This window comes from Rathayibacter sp. AY1A2 (assembly GCF_002930935.1).
Lineage (GTDB): Bacteria > Actinomycetota > Actinomycetes > Actinomycetales > Microbacteriaceae > Rathayibacter.
Window position 1 is genome coordinate 187270 of sequence record NZ_PSTP01000002.1, and the last position, 13621, is coordinate 200890.

The window sequence follows — 13621 nt, forward strand, 5'->3', positions numbered from 1 at the left end:
GAACTCAGGACGAACGCCTCCGGAGCGGCGGAGACGCGCTGATCCTCAGGCGCGGGAGCGGATCCCTCCTGCATCCTGAGGGGCTCAGAAGCTCCAGCCGCGGCCGAACAGCTCCTCGCCCGGCGCTCCGCCGCCTCCCGGACCCGCGCCGCGAGCGCCGAGGTAGGAGGAGACGACGGCCGCTCCCAGGTCCTCCGCCTCCGGGTTCACCACCGAGCCGCCGACCCGGCGGGCGAGCGAGTCGATGAAGCGCGCGAGGCCCGGGTCGTCGCCCAGGCGGAAGAACGTGGTGTGCGCGCCGAGGCGGAGCGACGCGTCGAGCTCGCGGACCGAGACGGCGACCGTCAGCGGGTCCGGCGGGTAGTCGAAGAAGACGCCGCCGTCGGGCTCGAGGTGCGCGGTCGGCTCACCGTCGGTGACGATGAGCAGCACCGGCTGCGCGTTCGGGTGCTTGCGGAAGTGCCGGTTGGCCAGCAGCAGCGCGTGGTGCAGGTTCGTGCCCTTGTCCCACTCCGCGTCCAGGCCCACCAGCTGCTCGACGTCCATCACCTCGGCGCGTCGGCCGAAGGCGACGAGCTGCAGCGCGTCTCCGCGGAACCGGCTGCTGATCAGGGTGTGCAGGGCGAGCGCGGTGCGCTTCATCGGCACCCAGCGGCCGTCCATCGCCATCGAGAACGAGGTGTCGACGAGGAGCGCGACGCAGGCCTGCGTGCGCGCCTCCGTCTCCTGCACCTCGACGTCGTCGATCCGGATGCGCACCCCCGAGCCGACAGGTCGGCCCTCGCCGGCGGTGCGGGTGAGGGCGTTGGTCACCGTGCGGGGGATGTCCCAGGCCTCGGTGTCGCCGAACTCCCACGAGCGCGTCGCTCCGGAGCGCTCGCCGGCCGCGCCCGCGCGCCGGACGTCGCGGGCGCCCTGACGGCCGGAGACGGTCTCGGCGATGTCGCGCAGGAGCGCCTTCCCGAGCTGGCGCATGGCCTTCGGGCTGAGGGCGAGACGGCCGTCGGAGCCGCGGCGCAGGGTCCCGGAGTCGCGCAGGGCCCGCTCCAGGCGCTTCAGCGTCTGCGCGTCGACGGAGGCGTCCTCGCCGAGGCGCTTCGCCAGCAGGTCGAGGTCGAGGTCGTCGAGGGAGGAGCGGTCCGTCTGCGCGAGCTGGTCGGCGAGGGCGTCGAGGTCGGCCAGCTCCTGGAACACGCCCGTCCCGTCGCCGAGGCCGAGCCCCTGCTCGCCGTCCATCCGCTCGGAGCCGCCCCAGTCCTCGCCGGGACGGAGCCCCCGCAGGGTCTCGTCGAGGCGGCCGAGGGACTGCATGAGCTCCGGCGTGCCGAAGGCCTCCTGGGCGAGGGCGTCGAGCTCGGCGCGCTGCTCGGCGGTCATCGAGTTGCGCATCCGCTGGGCCGCCGCCGCGCGGGCGGCGAGCGCGTCGATCAGCTCGTCCACCGATTCCGGGCCCTCGGGGAAGTACTCGCCGTGCTGCTCCATGAAGGCGTCGAACTGCTCGGGGGTGTCCTCGCCGCGCGCGTGCGCCTCGAGCAGCTCGTTCAGGTCGCGGAGCATCGCGTCGATCGCGGCGCGGTCCTCGTCGCTCGCGTTCTCGAGGGCCTGCTTCATCCCCTCGAAGCGCTGATCGAGCATCTCGCGGCCCAGGAGCTCGCGGATCCGCTCGAAGTCGGCGCGCGCCTCGGGGCTCTGCCAGCGGTAGTCGCGGAGCTCCGAGACGGCCGCGGCCGGCGAGGGCGGGAGGCTGTCGAGCTGGATCTCGGCGAGCGCGCGGTCGCCGTCGTCCATCTGCGTGTCGCGGGCGAGCTGCTTGCGCTCGGCGAGGACGGCCCTGTCGAGGAGCTCGCGGATCTCGCGGAGCGTGCCGTCGAGGTTGTTCCTCTGTGTGAGTTCGCGACGCCGCTCGGCGACGCGGGCGGCCAGGTCGTCCAGGCCCTCGCGGTCGCGGGTGCCCCGGCGGAGGAACTCGCGCAGGGCGCGCTCGGGCGAGGTGCCGCCCATCACGTCCTCGCCGATCGCGTCGAGGGCCTCCTTCAGGTCGACCGGAGGAGCGAGCGGATCGGGTCCCCCGTCGTACTTCGCGTAGCGCGCGTCGCGCTTCAGCCGCCGGTTGCCGCGCGGAGCATCAGCCATAGACGGCCTCGCCCCCGCCCGTCTCCTTGCTCAGCTTGCGCGAGAGGTAGAGGCCCTCGAGGGCGAGCTCGACCGCTCCGGCGCGGCGCCCCTCCCCCACGGCGTCGAGGCGCTCGGCGACCTCGTCGTACACGCGGGCCTCGCCCAGCAGCGGCAGGCCGGCCAGGAACTCGCGGGCGGTCACCTGCTCGCCGGTCGTGATCATCGCGCCGTTCTCGACCGCCTCGACGAGCGGCCCGAGGTCGACGCCGCGCAGGTGGGCGCGGACGGTCTCGGCGGTGGCCTGACGGAGCAGGTGGTCGAGGATCTCGTCCTCGCGGCCCTCCTCCCCCGACTCGAACTCGATCTTGCCGCCGAGCACGTCGACGGCGGTCTCGAGGTCGATGGGGCGGGCGACCGCCTCCTCCTCGCCGCGGCGGGTGGCGCGGTGCAGGGCGGCGGCGGCGATGGTCTCGGCGCCGGCGATGGCGAAGCGGGCGCTGACACCGCTGCGCTGGTCGACGGAGCTCGACTCGCGCAGGGCCCGCGTGAAGCGGGCGAGGATCTCGATGAGCGCATCGGGCACGGTCGCGACGAGGTCCGCCTCCTGCCGGATGACGGCGACCTCGTCGACGAGAGCCGTCGGGTAGTGGGTGCGGATCTCGGCGCCGAAGCGGTCCTTCAGCGGCGTGATGATCCGGCCGCGGTTCGTGTAGTCCTCCGGGTTCGCGCTCGCGACGACGAGGACGTCGAGGGGGAGGCGGAGGACGTAGCCGCGGATCTGGATGTCGCGCTCCTCCATCACGTTGAGCATGGCGACCTGGATCCGCTCGGCCAGGTCCGGCAGCTCGTTGATCGCGACGATGCCGCGGTGGCTGCGCGGGATGAGGCCGAAGTGGATGGTCTCCGGGTCGCCCAGGCTGCGGCCCTCGGCCACCTTCATCGGGTCGACGTCGCCGATGAGGTCGGCGACGCTGGTGTCGGGGGTGGCCAGCTTCTCGACGTAGCGCTCCTCGCGGGGCTTCCACGCGACGGGCAGGTCCTCGCCCAGCTCCTCCGCGCGGCGGCGGCTCTCCGTGGTGATCGGCTCGTAGGGGTGCTCGCCGAGCTCGGACCCCTCGATGACGGGCGTCCACTCGTCGAGCAGGCCGACGAGGGTGCGCAGGAGGCGGGTCTTGCCCTGGCCGCGCTCGCCCAGCAGGACGATGTCGTGGCCGGCGATGACGGCGCGCTCGACCTGCGGGATGACCGTCTCGGCGAAGCCGTGCAGGCCCGGCCAGGGGTCGCGGCCCTCGCGCAGGGCGTCGAGCAGGTTGTCGCGGATCTCGGTGCGGAGGCTCTTCTGCACGTGCCCGGAGGCACGGAGCTGGCCGAGGGTCTGGGTCGTCGGGCGCATCACCTCGGCAACGCTACGCCGCAGGTCCGACACGTGGTGGAGGTGCGGCGGATTCGCGGCGCGGGCTTGCGCGGGCGCGGCGCCGCGGACGGCTCAGCGCCCGAGGCGCGGGGCGGCGGCGAGCAGGCGGCGCGTGTACTCCTCCTGCGGTGCGGCGAGGAGCGACGCGGCCGGCCCCGCCTCGACGATCCGGCCCTCGCGCATCACCGCGATGCGATCGCTCATGTGCGCGATCACGCCGAGGTCGTGCGAGATGAGGAGGAGGGCGAGGCCGTGACGGCGCTGCAGGTCGTCGAGCAGGTCGAGGATCTGCGCCTGCACCGACACGTCGAGGGCCGAGACGGGCTCGTCGCAGATCAGCACGTCGGGGCGCGTCGCCAGCGCCCGGGCGATCGAGACGCGCTGGCGCTGACCGCCGGAGAGGGTCCGCGGCGAGCGCCGCTCCAGGGCGGGGTCGAGCCCCACGCTCTCGAGCAGCGCGGGCACGGAGGCTGCGCCGGCGTCGCGGAGGAGGCGGCCGACGCTCCAGCGCGGGTCGAACGAGGAGAGGCTGTCCTGGTAGACGGCGCCGATCCGCGGGCGGCGGGGACGGCGGGAGCGCTCGGTCGCTGCCGACCACGGCTCGCCGAACAGCTCGACGGCGCCCGCGTCCGGACCCCGCAGCGCCAGCACGAGCCGGGCCACCGTGCTCTTGCCCGACCCGGACTCGCCGACGAGCCCCACGGTCTCGCCGCGCCGCACCCTGAGGTCGACGTCGTCGACCGCGACCCGCACTCCTCCGCCGGGCAGCGGGAAGCGGGCGGCGAGTCCGCGGGCCGCGACCACGACCTCGCCGGGGGTCTCGGGCGGGGTCGCCGGTGCGGTCGGGTCGGTGAGCCGGGAGCCGCGCGGGCGCCCGGCGGGGACAGCGGCCACGAGCGCGCGGGCCTCGGGGCTGCGGGGCGCGCGCAGCACCTCGGCCGCGGTCCCCTCCTCCACCACGCGGCCGTCGGCGAGCACGAGGATGCGGTCCGCGAGGCCCGCCACCACCGCGAGGTCGTGCGAGACCAGGACGAGCGCCCGGCCGCGCGCCTTCTGCTCGGCGAAGAGCTCGAGCACGCGGGCCTGGACGGTGACGTCGAGCGCGGTGGTCGGCTCGTCGGCGACGAGCAGCGGCGGATCGAGTGCCACGGCCGCCGCGAGGAGGGCGCGCTGGCGGAGCCCGCCGGAGAGGTCGCCGGAGCGCTCCCGCATCCGCTCGGCCGGCTCCGGCATGCCGACGCTCGCCAGGGCCTCGACCGTCCGCTGCGCGCGCTCGGCCGCGGGGAGGCGGCCGTGGAGGCGGAGCACGTCGCCGATCTCGCGGCCGATCGGGCGCAGCGGGTCGAGCGAGAGCAGCGCGTCCTGCGGGACGAAGCCGACGGATCCGCCGCGCAGCCGCCGCAGCTCCCGCTCGTCCGCTCCGACCACCTCGGTCCCGCCGACGCGGACGCTCCCGGTCACGGCGCCTCCGCTCAGCCCCAGCAGCGCTCGCGCGGTGACGCTCTTGCCCGACCCGGACTCGCCGACGATCGCGACGCACTCCCCCGGCTCCACGCGGAACGAGACCCCGTGCACCACCTCGACTCCGTCGAAGGCGACCCGGAGCCCCTCGACGACGACCGCGCTCACCGCGCACCCCGCAGACGCCCGCCGAGGACCGTCGTCGCGATCGTCGTCAGCACGATCGCCAGCCCCGGGAACACGGTCAGCCACCACGCGCTCGAGAGGTAGGTGCGGCCCGCCGAGAGCATCGCGCCCCACTCCGGCGCGGGCGGCTCGGCGCCCAGGCCCAGGTAGCTGAGGGCCGAGGCCCAGACGATCGCCTGGCCGACGCCGAGGGTCGCCAGCACGGCGAGCGGCCCGAAGGTGTTGGGGAGGACGTGCCGGAGGAGGATGCGGACGGGTCCGTGCCCCAGCACGCGCGCCGCCTCGACGTAGCCGGAGTCGCGGATGCCGAGCAGCTGCGTGCGCAGGATGCGGGCGTACCCCGGCGCGGTCGAGAGGCCGACCGCGATGGTGGCGGGGACGACTCCGGGACCCGTGACCACGATCACGAGCAGCGCGAGCAGGAGCGCGGGGAAGGCGAAGAGCACCTCGAGTACGCGGCCGATCACGCCGTCGACGACGCGGCCGCCGAACGCCGCGACCACCCCGAGCACCGCGCCGAGGACGAGGCCGATCGCGGTGGCGCTGGCGCCGATCAGGAGGGATGCGCCGGCCCCCGCGATGAGGCGGCTGAGGACGTCGCGACCGGACTCGTCGGTGCCGAGCAGGTGCGCGGCACCCGGTGGGGTGAAGGCGTCGCGCGGGGCGACGGCGAGCGGATCGGAGGGGGCGAGCAGGCCGGGCGCGACGGCGGCGAGCAGGAGCAGCACCACGAAGACCGCGGCCAGCACCTCGCCGGCGCGGAGGCGGGAGGGACCCCGGCGGAGCGGGCGGGCGGCGCGCAGCTCGAGCTCGCTCACGCGACCGCCTCCCGCCGGGCCAGCCGCGGGTCGATCACGCGCGTCAGCAGATCGGTGGCGAGGGTCACGACGATGTACGCCAGCGCCGTGACCAGCACGACACCCGTCACCACCGGCACGTCACGGACGGTCACCGCCGCGAGCAGAGTCCGGCCGAGCCCCGGCCTCGCGAAGATCGTCTCGACCACCACGGCCCCGCCGATCAGGTAGCCGAACGCCCAGCCCGAGAGCGAGACGCCCGGCAGCACCGCGTGGCGCAGCGCGTGGCGGGCGCGGACGCCGAGCTCGCCCTCGCCGCGCGCCCGAGCGGCGAGCACGAACGGCGACTCCAGCGCGTCGAGGAGGGAGCGGCGCATCACCTGGCCGAGGAAGCCCGCCAGCGGGATCGCGAGGGTGAGCGTCGGCAGCACCAGCCCGGCGGACGACCCTGTGCTGACCGGGGGCAGCCAGCGCAGCGCGGTCGCGAAGACGGCGATCAGCACGGTCGCCAGCCAGAAGTGCGGGAGCGCGGCTGCCGTGAGCTCGAGGCCGGACCCGACCGCGGCGGCGAGGCGGCCGCCCCGGGTCGACCAGAGGGCGGTCGCGAGCGCCAGGATCCATGCGGCGGTGAGCGCGAGCACGGCGAGCAGGAGGGTGCCGGGCAGCTGCTCGCCGAGGATCTGCGCGACGGGAGTGCGCAGGGAGTAGGAGGTGCCGAGGTCGCCGCGCGCGAGCCTGCCGAGCTGCACCAGGTACTGCACGAGGAGCGGCTGGTCGAGGCCGTACTGCTCCCGCACCGCGGCGAGCGCCTCGGGCGACGCCTGCGAGCCCGGACCGCCGAGGATCGCCTGCGCCGGATCGCCGGGGACGAGGCGGATGAGGACGAAGACGGCGGTCGCGACGGCCCACAGCACCACGAGGGCGCCACCGAGGCGGAGGAGCACGCGACGGATCATGCGGGCGGGCGTCCTCTCTGGTCGGGGCGGTGGAGGGGGGCGTCGTCGAGGTCCGCTCCCTCCGGAGCACGCGATGCGCGACCGACGGCGGCTACTCGACCAGCATGGAGGACGGATCCCTGCTGATCGAGCGGCCCGCGGAGCGGGCGCATCGAGATCCGCCCATCCCGATCGCGGGGTCTCGATGCGCCGCCGCGGCGGCTACTCGACCGGCACGCGTACGCTCATCGATCGGTGCAGGCGGCTCGCCGGGGCCGGGTCAGACCCAGGCGTCGGCGAACCAGGGGGTCGACACGGTGTCGAGGGCGACGAGGCCCTGGACGGCCGACCGGTGCAGGTAGTGGTTCTGCTGGTCGTAGAGCGGCAGGATCCAGTAGCCCTCGAGGACGGTCCGCTGCGCCTGCTCGTACAGGTCGGCGCGGGCGTCCTCGTCGGTCGTGGCGCTCGCCTGCTCGAGCAGCGAGTCGAGCGCGGGGTCGGCGATCTGCGCGTGGTTGGCGAAGTAGCCGCTCGGCGCGGGGGTGATGCCCGAGGAGGAGTAGAGGATCCGCAGCACGTCGGGTCCGACCTTCGTGTACGGGGCGCTCACCAGCTCGTACTCGTTCGACGCGAGCGCGGTGTACCAGCTCGACAGGTCGAGCAGGCTGATCCGCACGTCGAAGCCGAGGGTCTTCGCCGAGGCCTGGATCTGCTCGAACAGCGACTGCTCGGCCGGGATCGACTGGTTGGTGCTGACGGGGAATCGCAGCGTCAGCGGCGTGCCGTCCTTCTCGCGGATGCCGTCGCCGTCCGAGTCCACCCAGCCGGCCTTCTCGAGCAGGTCCTCGGCGGCGGCCGTCTCGGAGTCGGACCCGGCGTCCTCGAAGAGCGACGGGTCGGAGTACGCGGTCGCCTCGCGGCTGGACAGCGGGGAGTAGGAGCGCTCGGCGGTGCCGAAGAAGAGGGAGTCGATCGCGTCGTTCACGCCGACGCCGCGGACGAACGCCTCGCGGACGGACTCGTCGTCGAACGGCGCCTGCCCGGAGTTGAGCTCGAGGCGGTTGACCGAGCCGGGCCGGGGCGCGTCGAGCTCGACGAGGTCGGTGGCTCCGGTCGCGGCCTTCAGTGTGTCGGGCTGGGCGTTGTCGAGCACGTCGACCTCGCCCGACTGCAGCGCCGCGTAGCGGGTGGCGGAGTCGGGGATGAAGCGCCAGGTGATGCTCGCCAGGTGCGCGGGGCCTTCGTGGCCGTCCCCGGTCGGGCCGGTCGACGCGTCGTAGGCCTCGTTGCGGGTGAGGGTCACGTGGTCCTGCTTGACCCACTCCGAGACGGTGAAGGGGCCGGTGCCGACGGGCGCCTCGCAGTTCGCCTCCTCGCCGCGGGCGATGCCGGCGGGCGACTCGATCGCGGTCCACGGCTGCGCGAGCGACTCGAGCAGCGCACTGTCCGGCGCGGTCAGGGTGAAGCGGGCGACGGTCGGCGAGACCGCGGTGACGGAGGCGACCTTCGCCACGGCGAGGTAGCCGGTGGAGGACTTGGTCGCCGGGTCCTGCAGGTGCGCGATGTTCGCGGCGACCGCCTCCGCGTCGAGGGCGGTGCCGTCGGTGAAGGTCGCGCCCTCGCGCAGGGTGAAGTCGTAGCTGAGCGCGTCGTCCGAGACGGTCCACGACTCGGCCAGCCACGGCGTGATGGTGCCGTCGGCGTCGCGCGAGACGAGCGACTCGAGCACCTGTGTCGCGAGGAGCGCCTGCGGGTAGTTGCCGCCGACGTGCGGGTCGAGGCAAGTGGGCTCGGCGTCGCCGGACGCGTAGGTGAGGGTCCCGCCGTCGACGGGGGTGCTGGAGGCGTCGGGCGTCTCGGCGGTGCAGCCGCTGAGCAGGAGCGCGGCGGCCGCGACGGCGGCGGGGAGGGCGAGGAGGCGGGAGCGCAGCGGCATGACGTCTTTCGTGGAGGGGTCGGGGGTGCACGCGTTTCTTGGACGCGACCCAGGAAACGCTAGCAGGGCGTGGAGGCGGCGGGCGGGGATCGCTCGGATCCGTGGAGGAGCGCCCGGATCCCGCGCTGGGGAGGGACGAATCGCGCTGGCGGAGATCCCCGACGCGCCTGTCGGTGGGGATCGGCCTCCGCTCTCCTACTGTCGACGCATGACCTCCGCCGTGCTCGCCCTCCTGTTCGGCTCCGCCGTCGCCCTCGTGGGCCTCGTGCCCTGGGCCGCCCTGCAGTACCGGCGCCGCGGCGTCCTCGGGATCGGCAACGCGGTGCTGGCCTTCGCCGCCGTGGTCTACGCGCTCGCCCTCGTCACTTACACGCTCCTCCCCCTGCCCGACGAGGCGACGGTCGCCGCCGCCTGCCGCACCGGATCGGGTCCGCAGCTGCGCCTGTTCGCCTTCGTCGGCGACATCGCGAAGGAGGGCGGGATCGACGGGCCCCGCGCGCTGCTGACGAACCCCGCGTCCGCGCAGGTGCTCCTGAACGTGGTCTTCTTCGTCCCCCTCGGGATGCTCGTCCGCCACCTCGCTCTGCGCGGGCGCCTCGTCGCCGGGCTGATCGGCGGCACCGTCGCCGGCTTCGCCGTCTCGCTCCTCATCGAGGTCACGCAGCTCACCGGCGACTGGTTCCTCTACCCGTGCGCCTACCGGCTCTTCGACGTCGACGACCTGCTGGCCAACACGGCCGGCGCCCTGCTCGGCACCCTCCTCTCCCCCGTCCTCCTCCTCTTCACCCGCCGGACCGAGGGCGCGGTGCCGGAGCTGGCCCGCCCGGTCACGATCCGCCGCCGCGCGTTCGGCATGTTCTGCGACGTTCTCGCGCTGAGCCTCATCACGGGCGCGCTCGTCTCGATCACCGGGGTCGGCCTCGTGCTCGCGGGGGTGGACACGCGCTCGAGCCCCGGGGACGTGGTTCTCGGAGCCCTGCCGTTCGTCGCTCCGCTGCTCCAGCTGGTGATCGTGCTGCGGTCCGGACGGACCCTCGGCGAGACGGTGGTGCGCCTGCGTCCCGAGCCGCGACCGCTCCTCTGGCAGCGGCTCGTGCGCTGGGCGGCGGGATCGGGCGGCTGGTCGACCCTGCTCGCCGTCGAGGGCGGCTTCTGGTCGCTGCTCGCCTTCGTCCTCGCGGCGGCCGCGATGATCGGCCTGGTCGCGACACGGGGCCGCCGGGGGACTGCGAACGCGCTGGCTCGCCTCGACGTCGTGGACGAGCGGGCGGAGGCGCCGTCCGCCATACGGAAGACGGACTGAGAGGAGCCTGCCGGACGCCTGGGCCGGCCGGTGGTCAGACCGCCGCGCGGAGCCCCTCGACAAGGTCGTGCTGCGCCTCGCGGCCGGCCCGCGTGGGCACGAGCGGGTACACGTGGACCTGCCCGACGGCCTCGTGGAGCTCGAACGGGACTCCGGCGGCCGCCGCCCGCTCGGCCAGCACATGGGCGTCCGGATTGAGGACGTCCCGCGTGCCGGTGAAGACGGTGAGGGGGCCGAGGCCCGCCAGGTCGCCGAACAGCGGGCTGACCACGGGATCGAGCAGGTCGAGGGCGCCGCGCCAGCTCTCGGCGAGGACGCGACCGCCCGGGGTGCCGAGCCAGGGATCGGTCGGCTGCACCTCGGGGATCCGCGGGTTGCTCCAGGAGAGGTCGAGCGCGGGCGAGACGAGGGTGGTGCGCGGCAGGACCACCCCGTCGTCGCGCAGGGCGAGAGCGGTCGAGAGGGCGATCTGGCCGCCCGCCGAGTCGCCGGCGAGGCAGGTCGCCCCGTGCCGCTCCAGACTCCGCAGCACCAGGGCGCGGACGCCGTCGCGCGCCTCGAGCGCCGTGCCGAAGGGCACGAGCGGGTAGATCGGGAGGGTCACCGCGACGGAGGCCTCGTCGGCGATGCGGGCGGCGAGCCACCAGTGCTGGGGCGCGATCTCGTTCACCCAGCCGCCGCCGTGGACGTAGACGACGCCGCCGCGGATCACCCGCGGGCGGATCGTGTAGACCGGCCGGGAGCCGACCTGCTCCACGTCGACGCGCACGCCGGGCCGGAGGCGGGGCGGCGGGCCGTAGGAGGCGGGACGGAGCGCGCGCTCCCGGATGCGGCGACGGGCTCCCTCCGCGCTGACGAAGGTGCGGTTCGCACGGGCGAGCCGGAGCGCGAGCGGGACGAGGGCATCGGGGACGACGAGCGGCATCGCCCGAGCATCGCGCACCCCGGTGCGCGGCGGCTGGGCGGCGACGGGCTGCGCGGCTGCCGACTCTGGGGCGACGGACTCGGCCGCCACCGACGCGGCGTCGACGGACTCGGCCGCCGATCCACGGAGGTCGGAGGACGCGGCGCGGGCTCCGCGGACGGAGCGTCGGCACCCGCGGACGCAGCGTCGGAGACCACGGACGACGCCCGGGCACCCCGCGCACAGCACGACGGCCCGGCCCGTGGAGGGAGCCGGGCCGGGGCCGCCGGTCAGCGTGGTGCCTGCACGCCCGCGGAGGGCGGGTCGGCAGCGACCTCGCTGTCGCCGTGCGCTGCGGGTCAGCGTCGCGCGGCGGAGCGGCCGGCGAAGCGGGTGTAGACGAGCAGGACGATGATCGCTCCGATGATCGAGCCGATGATGCCGGCGGGCTGGAAGAAGCCGTCCATCGGGTCGTGCTGGAAGATCAGGAAGCCGAGGAAGCCGCCGACGAACGAGCCGACGATGCCGAGCACGATGGTCATGCCGATGCTGATGCTCTGCTTCCCGGGGACGATGAGGCGGGCCAGCGCTCCTGCGATGAGTCCGACGACGATGAGGCTGATGATGAGACCGAGCATGGCGGTCGTCCTTCCGTTGTGCGGGCGGGGGCCCGCTGATCGGTTCCGCGGTTGCGGGACCGATGGCTACGCAACCACCCCGGAGGAGGCGGCGGTACACCCCTGGGGGTGTGCTCGCCCCGACGAGCCGTGCGGTAGCGTCCGACCATGACCCGCCGTGCGCCCCTCACCGTCGCGCTCGTCGACGACTACGACGTCGTCCTCACGGGCCTCGCGCACATGTTCGACCACTACCGCGACCGGGTGGTCGTCGCCGAGATCGACGCGAACGCCTCCCTCTCCGATCGGATCGACGTCGTCCTCTACGACTCGTTCGCCCAGCCGGAGTCGGACCACCACGAGATCGCGGAGCTGGTGCGCAACGAGCGGGCCGAGCACGTGGTCGTCTACACCTGGAACTTCGCGCCGACGCTCATCACGGACGCCCTCGAGCAGGGCGTCCACGGCTACCTCTCCAAGACCCTGCCGGCGCGGGAGCTGGTGGCCGCGCTCGAGCGAGTGGCGGCGGGCGAGGTCGTCGTCAGCGATCCTCCGCGGCGGGCGGGCAGCGCACCGGGCCTCGACTGGCCGGGCCGCCACGAGGGCATCACCGACCGGGAGTCGGAGATCCTCGCGCTCATCACGCAGGGCAAGAGCAACGCCGACGTCGCCGCGCTCACCTACCTCAGCCCCAACACGGTGAAGTCCTACATCCGCAGCGTCTACGGAAAGATCGGCGCGACCAGCCGCACGCAGGCCGTCCTCTGGGGCGTCGACCACGGCTTCACCCCCGACCACCACCGCATCGACCACTGGCTCGGCGGCCCCTGACCCGCGCCCGCGGCACGCCGCTCCGGTACGCGACCCGCCGACGAACACGGACCGGAGCGGCATCTCGTGGGAGGGGACGGGGGCGCACGCACCGCTACGGTGTGGCCATGCCCCTCGACCGCGCGCCGACCATCCGCGACGTCGCGGTGCGGGCCGGAGTGTCGTACCAGACGGTCTCGCGGGTGCTCAACGACAGCCCCCAGCTGCGGCCGCGCACCCGGGAGCGCGTGCTCGCCGCGATCGAGGACCTCGGCTTCCGCCCCAGCGCCGCCGCCCGCGCCCTGGCGACGAGCCGCTCCGGCCTGATCGGGATCCTCGCCGCCGAGAGCCACAGCTTCTACGGCACCGCCACCGCGATGGCCGCGATCGAGCAGGCGGCGCGCGACGCGGGCTACCGGGTCCCGGTCGTGAACGCGGCGCCGGACGCGGAGTCGCTGGCCGACGGTCTCGCCCACCTGCAGCGGGAGTCGGTGGAGGCGATCGTGGTCCTCGCCCCGCAGGAGCGCGCGCTGGAGGCGATCAAGAGCCTCGCGATCGGCGTCCCCTCGGTGACGCTCGGCGCGACGGACCGCGGCGCCGACTCCCTGCTCCTCGTCGACCAGGCGGCCGGAGCGCGACTGGCCACCTGGCACCTCGTCGGCCTCGGCCACACCCGCATCGCGCACCTCGCCGGTCCGCAGCACTGGGTGGAGGCGCAGGCGCGGCTCGAGGGCTTCGGCGCCGGGATGAGCGCGGCCGGCCTCGACCCCGTCGCCGTCGTGGAGGGCGACTGGAGCGCCGAGTCCGGCTACCGCGCCGGCCTCCGCCTCCTCGGAGCCGCGCTTCTGCCGACCGCGGTGTTCGCCGGCAACGACCAGATGGCCCTCGGACTCCTGCACGCCTGCACCGAGCGGGGACTGCGCGTGCCCGAGGACCTCAGCGTCGTCGGCTTCGACGACGTGCCCGAGGCGGCGCACTACCAGCCGCCGCTGACCACCATCCGCCAGGACTTCGCGGAGGTCGGCCGCCGCACGATCGGCGTCGTGCTCGCGGAGCTGCGCGGCGAGGAGCCCGCCGTCGACCGCCCGGTGCCGCCAGTGCTGGTGGAGCGGGCGTCGACGGCTCAGGCCTGAGAAGCACCGG

At 74.6% G+C, this 13621-nt stretch carries 11 protein-coding genes; 3 read left to right on the forward strand and 8 right to left on the reverse strand.

Annotated elements, in window-relative coordinates; all coding sequences use genetic code 11:
• Positions 1-84: 84 nt before the first annotated feature.
• From C5B93_RS03335 to C5B93_RS03360, 6 genes are all read right to left on the reverse strand, one after another.
• Positions 85-2133, reverse strand: a complete 2049-nt coding sequence (locus C5B93_RS03335; RefSeq protein ID WP_104291765.1) for a VWA domain-containing protein — start codon at positions 2131-2133, stop codon at positions 85-87.
• Positions 2126-3508, reverse strand: coding sequence for a magnesium chelatase (locus C5B93_RS03340; protein ID WP_104262318.1), 1383 nt, complete (start codon positions 3506-3508; stop codon positions 2126-2128). Before C5B93_RS03340 ends, C5B93_RS03335 begins: the two co-directional genes overlap by 8 nt.
• A gap of 93 nt (positions 3509-3601) precedes the next feature.
• On the reverse strand, positions 3602-5158 hold the full coding sequence (locus tag C5B93_RS03345; RefSeq protein ID WP_104291766.1) for an ABC transporter ATP-binding protein: 1557 nt from the start codon (positions 5156-5158) through the stop codon (positions 3602-3604).
• Positions 5155-5994: an ABC transporter permease gene (locus C5B93_RS03350; RefSeq protein WP_104291767.1), complete on the reverse strand. Its 840-nt coding sequence runs from the start codon at positions 5992-5994 to the stop codon at positions 5155-5157. Before C5B93_RS03350 ends, C5B93_RS03345 begins: the two co-directional genes overlap by 4 nt.
• Positions 5991-6929, reverse strand: coding sequence for an ABC transporter permease (locus C5B93_RS03355; protein WP_104291768.1), 939 nt, complete (start codon positions 6927-6929; stop codon positions 5991-5993). Before C5B93_RS03355 ends, C5B93_RS03350 begins: the two co-directional genes overlap by 4 nt.
• A gap of 259 nt (positions 6930-7188) precedes the next feature.
• Positions 7189-8844, reverse strand: coding sequence for an ABC transporter substrate-binding protein (locus C5B93_RS03360; protein ID WP_104291769.1), 1656 nt, complete (start codon positions 8842-8844; stop codon positions 7189-7191).
• A gap of 208 nt (positions 8845-9052) precedes the next feature.
• On the opposite strand from C5B93_RS03360, the gene C5B93_RS03365 reads away from it, so the two are divergent.
• Positions 9053-10147, forward strand: coding sequence for a VanZ family protein (locus C5B93_RS03365; protein WP_181068310.1), 1095 nt, complete (start codon positions 9053-9055; stop codon positions 10145-10147).
• Positions 10148-10181: 34 nt separating this feature from the next.
• On the opposite strand, the gene C5B93_RS03370 is transcribed toward C5B93_RS03365, so the two are convergent.
• Together C5B93_RS03370 and C5B93_RS03375 are read right to left on the reverse strand one after the other, a co-directional pair.
• Positions 10182-11072, reverse strand: a complete 891-nt coding sequence (locus C5B93_RS03370) for an alpha/beta hydrolase fold domain-containing protein (protein ID WP_104291843.1) — start codon at positions 11070-11072, stop codon at positions 10182-10184.
• 338 nt (positions 11073-11410) lie between these two features.
• Positions 11411-11689, reverse strand: coding sequence for a GlsB/YeaQ/YmgE family stress response membrane protein (locus C5B93_RS03375; protein WP_104225042.1), 279 nt, complete (start codon positions 11687-11689; stop codon positions 11411-11413).
• 147 nt (positions 11690-11836) lie between these two features.
• Between C5B93_RS03375 and C5B93_RS03380 the strand changes: the two genes are divergently transcribed.
• Positions 11837-12499 (forward strand): response regulator transcription factor, encoded by a 663-nt coding sequence (locus C5B93_RS03380; protein ID WP_104233645.1) that lies wholly within the window; start codon positions 11837-11839, stop codon positions 12497-12499.
• 107 nt (positions 12500-12606) lie between these two features.
• Complete coding sequence (locus C5B93_RS03385) at positions 12607-13611, forward strand: LacI family DNA-binding transcriptional regulator (RefSeq protein WP_104291771.1); 1005 nt, start codon at positions 12607-12609, stop codon at positions 13609-13611.
• The last annotated feature ends 10 nt before the right edge of the window (positions 13612-13621 follow it).